Genomic DNA, 15,482 nt, shown 5'->3' with positions numbered 1-15,482 from the left:
ATGTGGAGCGCACCATGACGACCTCTGCCCTGCAAGATAATAAAGCTGTAGAACATCGCGTGATTAACAAGCTGTTCCGTCGTTTGATCGTGTTTCTCTTTATCCTGTTTGTCTTCTCGTTTCTTGACCGCATTAACATTGGCTTTGCCGGGCTGACGATGGGCAAAGATCTGGGCCTGACCTCCACCATGTTTGGCCTGGCGGCAACGCTGTTTTACGTTACCTACGTGCTATGCGGCATCCCGAGCAACATCATGCTGGCGAAGATCGGCGCGCGGCGCTGGATCGCCGGGATCATGGTGGTGTGGGGCGTTGCCTCAACCTGTACGATGTTCGCCACCAGCCCGCAGACGCTCTACGTTCTGCGGATGCTGGTGGGGATTGCCGAAGCCGGTTTTCTGCCGGGGATTTTGGTTTATCTCACCTGGTGGTTCCCGGCGTATCACCGCGCCCGCGCTAACGCGCTGTTTATGATCGCCATGCCAGTGACCATGATGCTCGGCTCGATCCTCTCCGGGTATATTCTGGCGCTGGACGGGGTGTGGAACCTGAAAGGCTGGCAGTGGCTGTTCCTGCTGGAAGGGCTGCCGTCAGTGGTGCTCGGCGTCGTGACCTGGTTTTTCCTTAACGACACGCCAGATCAGGCCACCTGGCTTGATGATGAAGAAAAACAGACGCTGAAATCGATGATTGCCCGCGAGCAGGAGCACGCGATTGCAAACGCCACCACCCCGCGCTCGACGCTGCGTGAAGTGTTGACCCCGGCGGTACTGCTCTACACGCTGGCCTATTTCTGCCTGACCAACACACTGAGTGCGATCAACATCTGGACGCCGCAGATCCTGCAAAGCTTTAACAGCCACAGCAGCAATATCGTGATTGGCCTGCTGGCGGCGATCCCGCAGTTTTGTACCATCCTTGGGATGATCTGGTGGAGCCGCCGCTCCGACAGGCTGAAAGAGCGAAAAAAGCATACCATCCTGCCGTATCTGTTCGCGGCGGCGGGATGGATGCTGGCCTCGGCGACCGAGCACAGCCTGATCCAGCTGCTTGGCATCATCATGGCCTCAACCGGATCCTTTACCGCTATGGCGATATTCTGGACCACACCGGATCAGGTTATTAGCCTACAATCCCGCGCGGTGGCGCTGGCGGTGATCAACGCCATCGGGAATGTGGGTTCGGCCGTCAGCCCGCTGTTAATCGGCATCTTGCGCGATACAACCGGCAGCTTTAGCTCAGGGCTGTGGTTTGTGGCCGGGCTGCTGGTGGTGGGCGCGCTGGTGCTGACGCGTATCCCGATGACCCAGCGGGAAAGCCGTGAAAATGTGCCAGGCATGGCGGCGCAGAAGATCCACTAAGGAGCGGTTATGTGCCAAAGCCCGATAGCGAATATCGATATCAGCAAAGAGTACGACGAAAGTCTGGGCACCGACGATGTGCACTATCAGTCGTTTGCCCGCATGGCGGCCTTTTTTGGCCGCGATATGCAGGCGCATCGCCACGACCAGTTCTTTCAGATGCACTTTCTGGATACCGGGCAGATTGAGCTTCAGCTCGACGATCATCGCTATTCGGTGCAGGCACCGCTGTTTGTGCTCACGCCACCGTCGGTGCCGCACGCGTTTATCACTGAATCCGACAGCGACGGGCATGTGCTGACGGTACGCGAAGATCTGGTCTGGCCCCTGCTTGAAGTGCTCTACCCCGGCACGCGAGAAGCGTTCGGCCTGCCGGGGATCTGCCTGTCCCTGGCCGACAAACCGGACGAGCTGGCGGCGCTAAAACACTACTGGCGGCTGATCGAACGCGAATCCACGGAACAACTGCCCGGACGCGAACATACGCTGGTACTTTTAGCCCAGGCGGTGTTCACTCTGCTGCTGCGCAACGCGAAGCTCGACGACCACGCGGCCAGCGGGATGCGCGGCGAGCTGAAGCTGTTCCAGCGTTTTAACCAGATGATCGACACCCACTACCACCAGCACTGGACGGTGCCGGACTACGCCTGCGAACTGCATCTCACCGAATCCCGCCTGACCGATATCTGCCGCCGCTTCGCCAACCGCCCGCCGAAACGGCTGATCTTCGACCGGCAACTGCGCGAAGCCAAACGGCTGCTGCTTTTTTCCGATAACGCGGTGAACGAGATTGCCTGGCAGCTGGGGTTTAAAGATCCGGCCTATTTCGCCCGATTTTTTAATCGCTTAGTGGGATGCTCACCCAGCACGTACCGGGCGCAGAAAGTACCGGTGTCGTAATGGGGCTACGCTCCGTAGGGCGGGTAAGCGCAGCGCCACCCGCCGAAAAGCAGCACAGATCACAAAACCCACACCCACCCGAAAAGTACCCGTTGTTGTCCCAATCGTCCCTTCACGTCGCCCCTCTCTCACGCTTCAATTAAACAACAAAAACAAAACATAAATTTAACAACCCCTATTCCGATACGAGGTCCCTATGAAGCCTGAAGATTTCCGCGCTGATGCCAAACGTCCATTAACCGGCGAAGAGTATTTAAAAAGCCTCCAGGACGGCCGTGAGATTTATATCTACGGCGAACGCGTCAAAGACGTCACCACCCATCCGGCGTTTCGTAATGCGGCGGCATCCATCGCGCAGATGTACGACGCCCTGCACAAACCGGACATGCAGGATACCCTTTGCTGGGGCACCGACACCGGCAGCGGCGGCTATACCCATAAGTTCTTCCGCGTGGCGAAAAGCGCCGACGACCTGCGCCAGCAACGCGATGCCATCGCCGAGTGGTCACGCCTGAGCTACGGCTGGATGGGCCGCACGCCGGACTACAAAGCCGCGTTCGGCTGCGCGCTCGGTGCTAACCCGGCCTTCTACGGCCAGTTCGAGCAGAACGCCCGCAACTGGTACACCCGCATTCAGGAAACAGGCCTGTACTTCAACCATGCGATTGTTAACCCGCCGATCGACCGTCACAAACCGGCGGACGAGGTGAAAGACGTCTACATCAAGCTGGAAAAAGAGACCGACGCCGGGATCATCGTCAGCGGTGCGAAAGTGGTGGCAACCAACTCGGCGCTGACCCACTACAACATGATCGGCTTTGGCTCCGCGCAGGTGATGGGCGAAAACCCGGACTTCGCGCTGATGTTCGTCGCTCCGATGGATGCCGAAGGCGTGAAGCTTATCTCGCGCGCTTCTTACGAGATGGTGGCCGGGGCCACCGGCTCCCCTTACGATTACCCGCTCTCCAGCCGTTTCGACGAGAACGACGCCATTCTGGTGATGGACAATGTGCTGATCCCGTGGGAAAACGTGCTCATCTATCGCGATTTCGACCGTTGCCGTCGCTGGACCATGGAAGGCGGTTTTGCCCGTATGTATCCGCTGCAAGCCTGCGTGCGTCTGGCGGTGAAACTCGACTTTATCACTGCTCTGCTGAAGAAATCGCTGGAGTGCACCGGGACGCTGGAGTTCCGCGGCGTGCAGGCAGACCTGGGTGAAGTAGTGGCCTGGCGTAATATGTTCTGGGCGCTGAGCGACTCCATGTGTTCAGAAGCGACTCCGTGGGTGAACGGCGCGTATCTGCCGGATCATGCCGCGCTGCAAACCTATCGCGTCATGGCGCCAATGGCCTATGCGAAGATCAAAAACATCATCGAGCGTAACGTTACCAGCGGGCTTATCTATCTGCCCTCCAGCGCCCGCGACCTGAACAACCCACAAATCGACAAGTATCTGGCGAAGTACGTGCGTGGCTCCAACGGTATGGATCACGTTGAACGCATCAAGATTTTAAAACTGATGTGGGATGCCATCGGCAGCGAGTTTGGCGGCCGTCATGAGCTGTATGAGATCAACTACTCCGGCAGCCAGGATGAAATTCGCCTGCAATGCCTGCGTCAGGCACAAAGCTCCGGCAACATGGACAAAATGATGGCGATGGTCGACCGCTGCATGTCTGAGTATGACCAGCGCGGCTGGACGGTACCGCACCTGCACAACAACACCGATATCAACATGCTGGACAAGCTGCTGAAATAACGCAGCGGGAGGTTTCAATGCAATCAGATGAACAACGCCTGCGTTTTCGCGACGCAATGGCCAGCCTGTCGGCCGCGGTCAATATTGTCACCACCGAAGGTGATGCCGGTCGCTGCGGCATTACCGCTACCGCGGTCTGCTCGGTGACGGATACACCGCCCTCGTTGATGGTGTGCATCAACGCCAACAGCGCCATGAATCCGGTTTTTCAGGGCAACGGCAGACTGTGCGTTAACGTGCTTAACCACGAGCAGGAGATCATGGCTCGCCACTTCGCCGGAATGACCGGCATGGAGATGGAAGAGCGTTTTACCCTTTCCTGCTGGCAAAAAGGCCCGCTGGCACAGCCGGTGCTTAAAGGTGCGCTGGCAAGCCTTGAAGGAGAGATAAGCCAGGTGCAGACCATCGGTACACATCTGGTCTATCTGGTTGAAATCAAAAATATCATTCTGAGCCAGGAGGGCCACGGCCTGATCTATTTTAAACGCCGTTTCCACCCGGTAATGATGGAGATGGACGCTGTCATCTGACCCCTCTACGCGCTGGCTATCCCCCGGCCAGCGCGGCTTCCCGCAAAAAATATTAAGGTTTCCGCTAAATCACGCCGTTATATAACCATAAGAGAAATTTACTGCGCCTGAATACTGACATCCCGTGTCAGTGCTGCCCGCATAATTCAGCGTAGATCCATTAAATTAACAGGAATACCTTATGGCTAATGCGACGCGGAGCCGCTCGGCTGAACGTCTGGTCGATATTCTGGTAGAGCTACATTTAAACGGTGTGGTAAACCGAAGTGCACTGATGGAAAAATTTAAAATTACTGAGCGCACCGTGTATCGTGATTTGAATGCACTTTCACCCATTGTTGAGCACACCGGTAATGGGCAATATCGCCTGATCCACTCCCCGCAAGCGCCCTCCGGGCAGGGGCTGCACCACACCATTGCTAACTTCCTGAATGCTGATAATTTTTTTCCTGAGCGAAATACCGACTTTTGGCAACAGCTCGAAACTCGCGTGGATGACAATCATATTCTCATTCTGGGCAACAATGCAGAACATACCGTGAAAACGGATATTCGCCGTCATTTACCTAATATTGAGAAATCGATTAAAAACTGTAATGTTTGCCAGATCGTTTATAAAGGCAAAACACGTCAAATTAACCCCTACAAACTCATTAACAAAAAGAATATATGGTATTTACAAGCCACCGAAAATAGGCGGCTGAAATCCTTTTCACTAAGCCAGATAAGCTGGTTTGATATTCAGAGCACCACATTTATCCCTGAAGAAGGCACCCTTGCGCTGCTGGAAAAAAGCCCAGGCCCCTGGGTATCGGAAGATACTTTCGAGGTGAAAATATTCATAAACAATAATATTTCACACTACTTCAGACGCCGGAATTTACTGCCAGAGCAGGAGCTGATTGCCGAACAACACAGCGGCACAACGCTTCGTTGCCAGGCTGCACACGAAAATCAGATCCTGCCGCTGATTTTCTACTGGCTGCCCGACATTCAGGTTCTGGAGCCGCAATGGCTGAAAGATAAGCTTCTGGATACGCTGGAAGGCTACCTGACCCAGGAGCCAGAGACGCTAACGTAGTGATCTGAATCACATAATTTTTACCGCCTGCGGCGAGTCTGAACCACTCGCCCGCATCTTTGACCGCTTACCCACGACTTACAACCACTCGCCCATTTACCTTCCTTTACATGTGTAACGATCTGGCACGATCCCACCAGCATTAATCAATACCTCCACACAACGAACCCTGACCCTTTTTTCTTTACATAAAAAACCAGGTCTATTATGGATACTAAAAAACTACTGAAGCACGTGCCCTGGGCCTTACTCGGGATCCTCGGCGCTTTCTGTCTGGCGGTTGTCGCATTACGCCGGGGCGAACACGTAAGCGCCCTGTGGATCGTGGTCGCGTCTGTTTCCGTCTACCTTGTGGCTTATCGCTACTACAGTCTTTATATCGCGCAAAAGGTCATGAAGCTTGACCCGACGCGTTCCACGCCGGCGGTCATCAACAATGACGGCCTGAACTACGTGCCAACCAACCGCTACGTGCTGTTTGGCCACCACTTTGCCGCGATTGCGGGTGCAGGTCCGCTGGTCGGCCCGGTACTGGCGGCACAGATGGGTTACCTGCCAGGTACCCTGTGGCTGCTCGCAGGCGTGGTGTTGGCGGGTGCGGTGCAGGACTTTATGGTGCTGTTTATCTCTTCTCGCCGTAACGGCGCCTCTCTGGGTGAGATGGTCAAAGAAGAGATGGGCCGCGTGCCGGGGACTATCGCCCTGTTCGGCTGCTTCCTGATTATGATCATCATCCTTGCGGTGCTGGCGTTAATCGTGGTGAAAGCACTGGCCGAAAGCCCGTGGGGTGTCTTCACCGTCTGCTCTACCGTGCCGATTGCGCTGTTCATGGGTATCTACATGCGCTTCCTGCGCCCAGGACGTGTGGGCGAAGTGTCGGTGATTGGTATTGTGCTGTTGGTGGCGTCCATCTATTTCGGCGGCGTGATTGCACACGACCCGTACTGGGGCCCGGCGCTGACCTTCAAGGACACCACCATCACCTTCGCGCTGATCGGTTACGCGTTCATCTCTGCCCTGCTGCCGGTCTGGTTGATTCTGGCACCGCGTGACTACCTGGCGACCTTCCTGAAAATCGGCGTTATCGTCGGTCTGGCGATCGGTATCCTGGTGATTAACCCGGATCTGAAAATGCCAGCAGTGACGCAGTACATCGACGGTACTGGCCCACTGTGGAAAGGCGCACTGTTCCCGTTCCTGTTCATCACCATCGCCTGTGGCGCGGTATCTGGCTTCCACGCGCTGATTGCCTCCGGTACCACACCGAAGCTGCTGGCGAACGAGAAAGACGCGCGTCTGATCGGCTACGGTGCCATGTTGATGGAATCCTTCGTGGCGATCATGGCTCTGGTGGCAGCGTCCATTATCGAGCCAGGTCTGTACTTCGCGATGAACACCCCTCCAGCCGGTCTGGGCATCACCATGCCAAACCTGCACGAGATGGGCGGTGACAACGCGGCGCTGATCATGGCGCAGCTGAAAGATGCGAGCGCACACGCTGCGGCAACCGTCAGCTCCTGGGGCTTTGTGATTTCACCTGAGCAGATCATGCAGACGGCGAAGGACATCGGCGAACCGTCAGTTCTGAACCGTGCGGGTGGCGCACCGACGCTGGCTGTGGGTATCGCCCACGTGTTCCACAAAGTGCTGCCGTGGGCGGACATGGGCTTCTGGTACCACTTCGGTATTCTGTTTGAAGCGCTGTTCATCCTGACTGCACTGGATGCGGGCACCCGTGCTGGCCGCTTTATGCTGCAAGACTTGCTCGGCAACTTCGTGCCGTTCCTGAAGAAAACCGACTCTCTGGTGGCAGGCGTGCTGGGTACTGCGGGCTGTGTTGGTCTGTGGGGTTACCTGCTGTATCAGGGCGTTGTCGACCCGCTGGGCGGCGTGAAGAGCCTGTGGCCGCTGTTCGGTATCTCTAACCAGATGCTGGCGGCTGTTGCCCTGGTGCTGGGTACCGTTGTACTGGTGAAAATGAAACGCACCAAATACATCTGGGTGACCGTGGTACCTGCGCTGTGGCTGCTGCTCTGCACCACCTGGGCGCTTGGCCTGAAACTGTTCAGCGCCAACCCGCAGCTGGAAGGCTTCTTCTTCATGGCTAACCAGTACAAAGCGAAGATTGCCGCAGGCGGCGCGGATCTGACCGCGCAGCAGATTGCCAACATGAACCATATCGTGGTGAATAACTACACCAACGCAGGCCTGAGTATTCTGTTCCTGGTGGTGGTGTACAGCATCATCTTCTACGGCATCAAAACCTGGATGAATGTGCGTAACGCGAGTGGTCGTACGGATAAAGAAACCCCGTATGTACCGGTTCCTGAAGGTGGCGTGAAGACTTCTTCACACCATTAATCCGCAATCCTCCCCCTCTCCCTTTGGGAGAGGGTTGGGGTGAGGGGAAACAACGCCCGGCGGCCCCCTCGTCGGGCTTTTTCTATCTGGAAACCACAATGTTTGGTAACTTAGGCGAAGCGAAAAAATACCTTGGTCAGGCGGCGAAAATGCTGATTGGCATCCCGGACTATGACAACTACGTTGAGCATATGAAGACCAATCACCCGGATAAGCCGTACATGACCTACACCGAATTCTTCCGCGAGCGTCAGGAAGCACGCTACGGCGGAAGTGGAGAAGGCGGCGTACGCTGCTGCTAAAGGAGAGACCATGACCCCGATTGCCGTCACCCTGCTGACCGGTTTTCTCGGCGCAGGTAAAACCACCCTGCTGCGCCATATTCTGAACGAACAGCACGGCTTCAAAATCGCCGTTATCGAAAACGAATTCGGCGAAGTCTCGGTAGACGACCAGCTGATTGGCGATCGCGCCACGCAGATCAAAACCCTGACCAACGGCTGCATCTGCTGTACCCGCTCTAATGAATTAGAAGACGCTCTTCTCGATTTGCTCGACAGCCGAGATCGCGGGGAGATCGACTTCGACCGCCTGGTGATTGAATGCACCGGCATGGCCGATCCCGGCCCGATTATTCAGACCTTTTTCTCTCATGAAATCCTCTGCCAGCGCTACCTGCTGGACGGCGTGATTGCGCTGGTTGATGCGGTACACGCCGACGAACAGATGAACCAGTTTACTATCGCTCAGTCCCAGGTGGGCTACGCCGACCGCATCCTGCTGACCAAAACCGATGTGGCGGGCTACAGCGAAAAGCTGCGCGAACGCCTGGCACGCATTAACTCACGCGCACCGGTTTATACCGTGACCTTTGGCGATATCGACCTGTCTCAGCTGTTCAACACCAACGGATTTATGCTGGAAGAGAACGTCACCTCGAAGCCGCGCTTTCACTTTATGGCCGACAAGCAAAACGATGTGTCGTCGATTGTGGTCGAGCTGGATTACCCGGTGGATATCAGCGACGTGTCCCGCGTAATGGAAAACCTGCTGTTGTCGTTCGCCGACAAGCTGCTGCGCTACAAAGGGATGTTGTGGATAGACGGCGAGCCAAACCGCCTGTTGTTCCAGGGCGTGCAGCGCCTGTACAGCGCCGACTGGGACAGACCCTGGGGTGATGAAGCACCACGGAGCGTGATGGTGTTTATTGGCCTGGCGCTGCCGGAAGATGAGATCCGGGCGGCGTTTGCGGGGTTACGTAAGTAGTTGGCGTTCTGCCCCCTCTCCCTCTGGAGAGGGTTATGAAATCAGGCAGTGCATCGATCATTCCACGTATCACGATAGATAATATTTCCTTCCGTATACTTCCAGGTTATCGACTCATAACGCAATTCAAGCGTTTCCAGATGCGTGCTGCTTAGGCCATTAGGAGAGAGGTACGGTGAAACCGTCGTGAGCTTTACGTTCTCAAGAATGATATTGAAATATTCAGCCTCGATACCGGAATCAAGAATGCGGTACATCCTGATGATGGCTTTCTTTAAGGTTCGCCCCTCACACACCGCGCGATAAAGAATGGGGGTAGTCTGGTCAAATTCTTTGACGATGGTAATAGGACTGTGAACGCGTGTACCGGTGAGTTTTCCCCAGTTGGGATCAACGGGAATAGTTACACCGTGGGCAAATGATTTCAATTCGATGGAACCTAAACGCAGAGGCATTAAACAGCCGCCGACGATGGGAGATCCATTTTCATCTTCGAGCCAGAGGTGTGCGGGGGTAGACATATAATTTCCTTATCAAGATATATAGAAGGTTAATGACTAAATTTCACCACTTCACGTAACGTGCAAATATATAAATTATGAATATTGCAAACAGGCCAATAGGCCATAGAGGGCCATTTCTGAAAAAATGAATATATGACACTGCAAAAATCATCATGCATATTTGTGGTGCATAGGATACAAATAACTGACGAACTAGCCAAAGTAACATTCTCTTTATGTATATCATTGCACCTACCTAATCATTCTTGTAATAATGTCTACAACATCTTCATCTGAAGCCCATTGTGCTTTTATTGCACCGGCACGCTCAAATATGGGTTCGATCAGGAAATACATCATCTCTAACTCCTGCATATATAATGCCGCATAGTAAGAGGGATTAGTGAAGCGGAGCCTATAGGCTGAATCTGCTGCCTTCTGCACTACACCATATAAGCTGGCGCCCATTGAAGCTATACCCGCCACGCGACCAGTAAAGACACTAAGTTCAAGTTTAAGTCCCATGCCCACAGCAACAGAAGAGGCCGTCGCTAATGTGAAGCCTACTCTGGAAAGAGAGCTAGCAGCAATGTGGATATTCACTGCCATTAGCATCTTTTTGATATGTTCCAATTGACTCGATGTTTTGTTTTTAAATATTTCATCAAAATATACTTTGAGCATTTCATAAACAACATCTCTATGTTGCAAAAGATGAACAACGCCGTATAAAAACCTCTGATCTTCAGTTTTTTGTCTTTTACAGACATCCTGATATTCATCCGTAAAACATGACGTGTAATAAAGTGCTCGCTTTGCGCCTGCCCCGATTGTTTCAATTTGGTCAACTACTGCGTCCCTTACGCCCGCGACGGCATGGTCCAGTTTCGTTGCAAGAATTTTATTGGACTGCAAATAACTGATGACATCATTCCTGTAATACATATTCGTTCCTTGCCATGAATTACGTCCTGTTAAAAGTGTAAGTCCTTTTCTGAATTCGCGTAAATGGTGAGGAAGCCTACTCTTTGAGATCGGGATCTGAGTTTACGTAGATAAAAGTCCAGCTTAATCAACATACACATGACAAACGCAGAACACAGGAAATGTCCTTGCCCAAAATCATTTAATGAAATGATGTCAAATGCATTGATGCCATCAATATGCATTTGTTTGGTACAGTTGCGTATATTTTAAGCATAGAAATGTAAATTTACGTTTTCAACGATGACATTTGAAACATTTTTGGAAATTATTAGAAACGTAATTAATCCACGCCGAATCAATATCCCCTCCCTGTTCAACGTCTGTTTAGATAGAAAATTAAACTTTTTCTAAACTCCAAAACAATACGTATTGACGCGGCGGTAAACCAACCTTTAACCAACACTAAAAGATAAATCCATTAACAAAATCAGCATAAAATTGCGAACCACATCACATTTGCAGTCATAAACATCGCTTGTTAAGGTGTCCTCAGATTAATTTGATGACGAGGAAACACTCATGAAAAAGCTTAACGTTCTTATCCTTTCTGCTCTGACTGTTGTGTCGGGTTCCGCACTGGCAATGGGCGGGAGTATTGAGCAGGGTAAAAACTTCACTAACCTGAATGTTGAAATGGGCAAATCGACCTCTGGTTTATACACCGAAGGTAGCTGGCTGAAAAATACCGATGACGGCACCACGACCGGTGGCGTTGGCGCAGGTTACAATTTCGAAGTTGGCCCGGTGATGCTGAACGCTGGTGCGAAAGCTCTCTACGTTGGCCCGAAAAAAGGCGATAACGGCGTGGCCTTCCCAATCGGTGGCGGCGTGAGCGTTGCCGTGACCGACAGCATTAACGTGTTTGGTGAAGGCTATGTGGCACCAGACGGCCTGAACAACAGCGTGAAAAACTACGTGGAAGCCAACGGCGGCGTAAGCTGGACCCCAATCAAACCCGTGACCCTGAAAGTGGGTTACCGCCACGTGAGCGTTGATGGCAAAGACGGTCGTCCAAACCACACCCTGATCGACGGTGCCTATGTTGGCGGCGGCGTGAGCTTCTAAGCCTTATTGAGTTCAAAAAAACCTGCCAGATGGCAGGTTTTTTTATTAACGCTCGGCCAGCCAATTATTGATACGATTAATGTTAAATGTGACATAAAACAAATCGCTTTCTCGCCATCCTGATCTCCGACTCTGCATTCAGCTGTGCTATAAAAAATAAAACGAAGTCAGGACAGACCAATGACAACACCGCGCCATATTCACCAGACCTTTTCCCGGCAACCGGGTGTAGAGCTGCGCAGCACATGGCACAGTACGCAGGCATATAAACGCCACAGCCATGTTCAGCTTTCTGTCGGTGCCATTGTGGAAGGGAAGACGCGCTGCGTATGTAACGGGCAAGAGTACCTTCTGGAGGCTGGCGACATCGTGGTGATCCCGGCATACGTACCACACAGCTGTAACCCAGTGGCAGATCAACCGCGCAGCTACCATATGCTCTATATCGACACCGATTTGCCTCTCGCGCAGCAGGTTATCCGCGATGAATCACTGTTTGCGCATTATCTTGAAGTTGTTGAAAACATGACCCCCTCTGCGCTTAATGCGCTGCTTTCTGCTCTCCCCCAGCGCGACGAAGACAAACACGTACTGCGACCCACCAGCCAGTTACTCCAGCAGGCGTTGTTGTCTGACCTTGCCACCCCGCCCTCGCTGGACGTACTGGCGCAGCAATTTTCCTTGCGTAAAGAGACGTTGATCCGCTCTTTTAAGCAAGATACTGGCTTAACGCCGGGCAGTTTTCTCAACATCTCACGCGTGGAGTACGCCAAAGCGAGGCTGCGTGCCGGAGATGATATTGCGGACGTTGGCTACCAGAGCGGTTTTGCCGATCAGAGCCATTTCCACAAAACCTTCGTGAGCTATACGGCGGCCACACCTCGCCAGTACGCAACGGGCCGATCAATATCAGACAATAAATAGGTTCTGGGTAGCCGTAACCTGACCTCTGTTTTTATGATGAGGTCACTATGGAACTGTTCTTCCCCTCCGCATTTCTCGCCCTGGCGCTGGCACATTTTGTCGCCCTGTTAAGCCCGGGGCCGGATTTTTTCCTGTTGGTAGGCTACGCCGCACGCTACCGCCTGCGCGGCAGCGCCGGGCTGTGCATAGGGATTGCTGCAGGCAACGGGGTGTACATCCTGCTGGTGATTATCGGCTGGAGCGCGCTGCGCCAGTTTACGTGGCTGTTTACGCTTATCGAGCTTTGCGGAGCGCTGTATCTGCTGTGGATCGGTTCGCAACTGGTGCGCAGCACACCGCAGCCGCTTTCGCTAACAGAAACAAACCCGCACATCCCCACATGGCGCAAACAGATCCTACTCGGGCTTGGCTCCGCCTTGCTGAACCCGAAAAATGCCCTGTTTTACCTGGCCTTAATGACGGCGTTGCTGGGGCCGGACGTAACTTTGCTACAGCAATCGGTGAGCGGCATCTGGATGGTGATGGTTGTGCTGGTGTGGGACTTAGCCGTGGTGTCACTGATCGGGCTGCCCGCCGTGCAGAAGAGGTTAAGCCACTCAGTCTGGATTATCGAGCGTACGGCAGGTGGAGTGCTGATGGTATTTGGCGGGTGGGTGCTGTGGAGATTACTGGGAAGCACCTTCTGAGCGAATGGGCAGCCATTGGTGCTGCCCGTTAAGCGCTATTTTTTGTTCTGATCGCGCAGCATCGCCTCGCGTAAAATAGCGTTGAGTCGCGTCTGATACCCTTTTCCCGGGCGTTTAAGCCATTCCATAACATCTGCATCGATACGCACAGACGCCTGGGTTTTTAACGGTCGATAGAACTTGCCGCGCACCGCGTCGTTCCACAGCGCCCCATCCGTTGCCGGAATATCGCTATAGTCAATTTCCGTGTCGGGTTTTTCCGCTAACGCGTGAAGTTCGGCCTCGCGATGAACGCTAACTTCAGCAGCACTACCGCGTTTATGTTTAACAATGCTCATAACGGCTCCTTTCTTTACGGTCTGCCTTACGTGCGCTGATGATACGAATGATTTCATTCCCGCTTTCAAAACGGATCGTGTGCGCAACCAGAATAACAATGATGCCATGCACAAGTCCGATTGTTTGCCAGCGAAACTCGCCGTTCTCATAACGCTCCTGCACAGACAAATGGCAGGGATCGTCAAAAACCAAAACCGCCTCTTCAAAACGGATCCCGTGCTTTTGCAGGTTGCTTTTCGCCTTGCTGCTATTCCATTCAAACTCCGTAGGCATAGTGTACCCTTCCCTGATTGTATATACAAAAAAGAATATACAAAACGATGGAAAATTAAACGAAATTTCCCTCGGTACACTCGCGTTCCTGAAGCCGTATTCCAGAATCGCAAATAAGATGATGTTTCACCCACTTTGCATCTTCCCCCCGCTTCCCTCTATCCTTACCCCATGGAAAAACAGACTGAACTCAAGCGCGCCAAGCTGCTGGCGCTGTCGCTGCTGCTGATTGCCGGCGCAGCATTTATCGCGACGCTCTTCCTGCCTCAGACCTTCTGGGTGCGGGGTGTGAAGGCCATTGCCGAGGCGGCAATGGTTGGCGCGCTGGCGGACTGGTTTGCGGTGGTCGCCCTGTTTCGCCGCGTACCGGTCCCGTTTATCTCGCGCCATACGGCGATTATCCCGCGTAATAAAGACCGGATCGGCGACAATCTCGGCCTGTTCGTACAGGAGAAATTTCTCGATACGCAGTCCCTGGTGGCGCTGATCCGCCGCTATGAACCGGCAAAAATGATTGGCGGCTGGTTCAGCCAGCCCGACAACGCCCGGCGCGTGGGGCAGCATCTGATTCAGGTGATGAGCGGGTTCCTCGAACTCACCGACGACGGACGCATCCAGCGCCTGCTAAAGCGCGCCGTACATAAGGCTATCGATAAGGTGGATTTCACCGAAACCAGCGCCGTCATCCTCGAGAGCATGACCAGAAACAATCGCCATCAGGTGCTGCTGGACGCCATCATCAATCGACTGATTACGCTGATTCAGCGTGAAAGTTCACGGGAATTTATCGCCACACAGGTTGTTCACTGGCTTGAGACGGAACACCCGCGCAAAGCGATGGTGTTGCCAACCGAGTGGCTCGGCGAGCAAAGCGCAGAGATGATCTCTAATGCGGTGAATACCCTGCTGGACGATATCAGCCACGATCGTACCCACCAGATCCGCCAGGCGTTCGACAGGGCCACGCTAAAGCTTATCGACAACCTGAAAAACGACCCGGAGATGGCTGCCAGAGCCGGTAACATCAAGCATTACCTGAAAAATGACGAGGCGTTTAACCGTTATCTTGGGGAAATGTGGGCCGACCTGCGCCAGTGGCTGAAGACAGATATGCAAAGCGAAGACTCACGCGTGAAGCAACGCATCGCCAACGCCGGGCTGTGGTTTGGCGAAACGCTGATGGCGGATGCCAGTCTGCAGGCTTCGCTTAACGAGCATCTGGAACAGGCGGCACACCGTGTTGCGCCGGACTTTGCCGCGTTTCTCACCCGCCACATCAGCGACACGGTAAAAAGTTGGGACGCCGAAGATATGTCACGTCAGATAGAGCTGAATATCGGCAAAGATTTGCAGTTCATCCGCGTCAACGGCACGCTGGTAGGCGGGACCATTGGTTTGATTCTGTTTTTGCTCTCGCAAATCCCGACGGTACTGCATCTGTAAAAGC

Annotated in this window: 16 protein-coding genes; 12 read left to right on the top strand and 4 right to left on the bottom strand. The window is 53.5% G+C overall.

From position 1 onward, the window contains the following. The first annotated feature begins 14 nt into the window (after positions 1 to 14). The 8 genes from hpaX to yjiA all read left to right on the top strand — a co-directional run bounded on the left by hpaX (position 15) and on the right by yjiA (position 9,258). On the top strand, positions 15 to 1,361 hold the full coding sequence (gene hpaX / locus ACT9TW_RS08135; RefSeq protein WP_446492080.1) for a 4-hydroxyphenylacetate permease: 1,347 nt from the start codon (positions 15 to 17) through the stop codon (positions 1,359 to 1,361). Between the two features lie 9 nt (positions 1,362 to 1,370). Next, positions 1,371 to 2,261: a 4-hydroxyphenylacetate catabolism regulatory protein HpaA gene (gene hpaA / locus ACT9TW_RS08130; RefSeq protein ID WP_446492079.1), complete on the top strand. Its 891-nt coding sequence runs from the start codon at positions 1,371 to 1,373 to the stop codon at positions 2,259 to 2,261. Positions 2,262 to 2,457: 196 nt separating this feature from the next. Then, positions 2,458 to 4,020, top strand: a complete 1,563-nt coding sequence (gene hpaB, locus ACT9TW_RS08125; protein ID WP_446492078.1) for a 4-hydroxyphenylacetate 3-monooxygenase, oxygenase component — start codon at positions 2,458 to 2,460, stop codon at positions 4,018 to 4,020. 17 nt (positions 4,021 to 4,037) lie between these two features. Further along, positions 4,038 to 4,550 (top strand): 4-hydroxyphenylacetate 3-monooxygenase reductase subunit, encoded by a 513-nt coding sequence (locus ACT9TW_RS08120; RefSeq protein WP_446492077.1) that lies wholly within the window; start codon positions 4,038 to 4,040, stop codon positions 4,548 to 4,550. Positions 4,551 to 4,731: 181 nt separating this feature from the next. Next, positions 4,732 to 5,631 (top strand): helix-turn-helix transcriptional regulator, encoded by a 900-nt coding sequence (locus ACT9TW_RS08115; RefSeq protein WP_446492076.1) that lies wholly within the window; start codon positions 4,732 to 4,734, stop codon positions 5,629 to 5,631. A gap of 207 nt (positions 5,632 to 5,838) precedes the next feature. Beyond that, on the top strand, positions 5,839 to 7,992 hold the full coding sequence (locus ACT9TW_RS08110; protein ID WP_395675829.1) for a carbon starvation CstA family protein: 2,154 nt from the start codon (positions 5,839 to 5,841) through the stop codon (positions 7,990 to 7,992). 98 nt (positions 7,993 to 8,090) lie between these two features. Then, positions 8,091 to 8,294 carry a YbdD/YjiX family protein gene (locus ACT9TW_RS08105; protein WP_003856610.1) on the top strand — a complete coding sequence of 68 codons (204 nt, stop codon included), beginning with the start codon at positions 8,091 to 8,093 and terminating at the stop codon, positions 8,292 to 8,294. Between the two features lie 10 nt (positions 8,295 to 8,304). After that, positions 8,305 to 9,258 carry a GTPase gene (gene yjiA / locus ACT9TW_RS08100; RefSeq protein ID WP_446492075.1) on the top strand — a complete coding sequence of 318 codons (954 nt, stop codon included), beginning with the start codon at positions 8,305 to 8,307 and terminating at the stop codon, positions 9,256 to 9,258. 41 nt (positions 9,259 to 9,299) lie between these two features. On the opposite strand, the gene ACT9TW_RS08095 is transcribed toward yjiA, so the two are convergent. Then, on the bottom strand, positions 9,300 to 9,779 hold the full coding sequence (locus ACT9TW_RS08095; RefSeq protein WP_446492074.1) for an Hcp family type VI secretion system effector: 480 nt from the start codon (positions 9,777 to 9,779) through the stop codon (positions 9,300 to 9,302). Between the two features lie 234 nt (positions 9,780 to 10,013). Next, a complete protein-coding gene (locus tag ACT9TW_RS08090; RefSeq protein ID WP_446492073.1) occupies positions 10,014 to 10,706 on the bottom strand; it encodes a hypothetical protein in 693 nt (230 codons plus the stop codon). 561 nt (positions 10,707 to 11,267) lie between these two features. Here ACT9TW_RS08090 and ACT9TW_RS08085 point away from each other — a divergent pair. The 3 genes from ACT9TW_RS08085 (at position 11,268) to ACT9TW_RS08075 (ending at position 13,423) form a co-directional block, all read left to right on the top strand. Beyond that, positions 11,268 to 11,813, top strand: coding sequence for a YfaZ family protein (locus ACT9TW_RS08085; protein WP_259834332.1), 546 nt, complete (start codon positions 11,268 to 11,270; stop codon positions 11,811 to 11,813). A 180-nt stretch (positions 11,814 to 11,993) separates the two neighbouring features. Continuing rightward, positions 11,994 to 12,737 carry a helix-turn-helix domain-containing protein gene (locus ACT9TW_RS08080; protein ID WP_446492072.1) on the top strand — a complete coding sequence of 248 codons (744 nt, stop codon included), beginning with the start codon at positions 11,994 to 11,996 and terminating at the stop codon, positions 12,735 to 12,737. Between the two features lie 47 nt (positions 12,738 to 12,784). After that, the gene (locus tag ACT9TW_RS08075; RefSeq protein WP_446492071.1) at positions 12,785 to 13,423 is read left to right on the top strand and encodes a LysE family translocator; all 639 of its coding nucleotides are present in this window, start codon (positions 12,785 to 12,787) and stop codon (positions 13,421 to 13,423) included. Between the two features lie 35 nt (positions 13,424 to 13,458). Here ACT9TW_RS08075 and ACT9TW_RS08070 read toward each other — a convergent pair whose 3' ends face one another. Beyond that, positions 13,459 to 13,761 carry a BrnA antitoxin family protein gene (locus ACT9TW_RS08070; RefSeq protein WP_166717775.1) on the bottom strand — a complete coding sequence of 101 codons (303 nt, stop codon included), beginning with the start codon at positions 13,759 to 13,761 and terminating at the stop codon, positions 13,459 to 13,461. Further along, a complete protein-coding gene (locus ACT9TW_RS08065) occupies positions 13,748 to 14,035 on the bottom strand; it encodes a BrnT family toxin (protein WP_166717774.1) in 288 nt (95 codons plus the stop codon). The genes ACT9TW_RS08070 and ACT9TW_RS08065 overlap by 14 nt, the downstream gene beginning before the upstream one ends. A 171-nt stretch (positions 14,036 to 14,206) precedes the next feature. On the opposite strand from ACT9TW_RS08065, the gene ACT9TW_RS08060 reads away from it, so the two are divergent. After that, positions 14,207 to 15,478 carry a DUF445 domain-containing protein gene (locus tag ACT9TW_RS08060; protein ID WP_315687767.1) on the top strand — a complete coding sequence of 424 codons (1,272 nt, stop codon included), beginning with the start codon at positions 14,207 to 14,209 and terminating at the stop codon, positions 15,476 to 15,478. The last annotated feature ends 4 nt before the right edge of the window (positions 15,479 to 15,482 follow it).

The organism is Enterobacter sp. C4G1 (genome assembly GCF_052886895.1).
The sequence above is the reverse complement of the archived record's forward strand: the minus strand, read 5'-3'. Positions and strand labels throughout refer to the sequence as shown.

Excerpts from the sequence above, each read along its gene's own strand:
- ACT9TW_RS08105 (WP_003856610.1), top strand. The coding sequence starts at position 8,091 with ATGTTTGGTAACTTAGGCGAAGCGAAAAAATACCTTGGTCAGGCGGCG.
- ACT9TW_RS08065 (WP_166717774.1), bottom strand. The coding sequence starts at position 14,035 with ATGCCTACGGAGTTTGAATGGAATAGCAGCAAGGCGAAAAGCAACCTG.
- ACT9TW_RS08095 (WP_446492074.1), bottom strand. The coding sequence starts at position 9,779 with ATGTCTACCCCCGCACACCTCTGGCTCGAAGATGAAAATGGATCTCCC.
- hpaA (WP_446492079.1), top strand. The coding sequence starts at position 1,371 with ATGTGCCAAAGCCCGATAGCGAATATCGATATCAGCAAAGAGTACGAC.
- ACT9TW_RS08110 (WP_395675829.1), top strand. The coding sequence starts at position 5,839 with ATGGATACTAAAAAACTACTGAAGCACGTGCCCTGGGCCTTACTCGGG.
- ACT9TW_RS08080 (WP_446492072.1), top strand. The coding sequence starts at position 11,994 with ATGACAACACCGCGCCATATTCACCAGACCTTTTCCCGGCAACCGGGT.
- ACT9TW_RS08090 (WP_446492073.1), bottom strand. The coding sequence starts at position 10,706 with ATGTATTACAGGAATGATGTCATCAGTTATTTGCAGTCCAATAAAATT.
- ACT9TW_RS08115 (WP_446492076.1), top strand. The coding sequence starts at position 4,732 with ATGGCTAATGCGACGCGGAGCCGCTCGGCTGAACGTCTGGTCGATATT.
- ACT9TW_RS08085 (WP_259834332.1), top strand. The coding sequence starts at position 11,268 with ATGAAAAAGCTTAACGTTCTTATCCTTTCTGCTCTGACTGTTGTGTCG.
- ACT9TW_RS08120 (WP_446492077.1), top strand. The coding sequence starts at position 4,038 with ATGCAATCAGATGAACAACGCCTGCGTTTTCGCGACGCAATGGCCAGC.
- ACT9TW_RS08070 (WP_166717775.1), bottom strand. The coding sequence starts at position 13,761 with ATGAGCATTGTTAAACATAAACGCGGTAGTGCTGCTGAAGTTAGCGTT.
- hpaB (WP_446492078.1), top strand. The coding sequence starts at position 2,458 with ATGAAGCCTGAAGATTTCCGCGCTGATGCCAAACGTCCATTAACCGGC.
- yjiA (WP_446492075.1), top strand. The coding sequence starts at position 8,305 with ATGACCCCGATTGCCGTCACCCTGCTGACCGGTTTTCTCGGCGCAGGT.
- ACT9TW_RS08060 (WP_315687767.1), top strand. The coding sequence starts at position 14,207 with ATGGAAAAACAGACTGAACTCAAGCGCGCCAAGCTGCTGGCGCTGTCG.
- hpaX (WP_446492080.1), top strand. The coding sequence starts at position 15 with ATGACGACCTCTGCCCTGCAAGATAATAAAGCTGTAGAACATCGCGTG.
- ACT9TW_RS08075 (WP_446492071.1), top strand. The coding sequence starts at position 12,785 with ATGGAACTGTTCTTCCCCTCCGCATTTCTCGCCCTGGCGCTGGCACAT.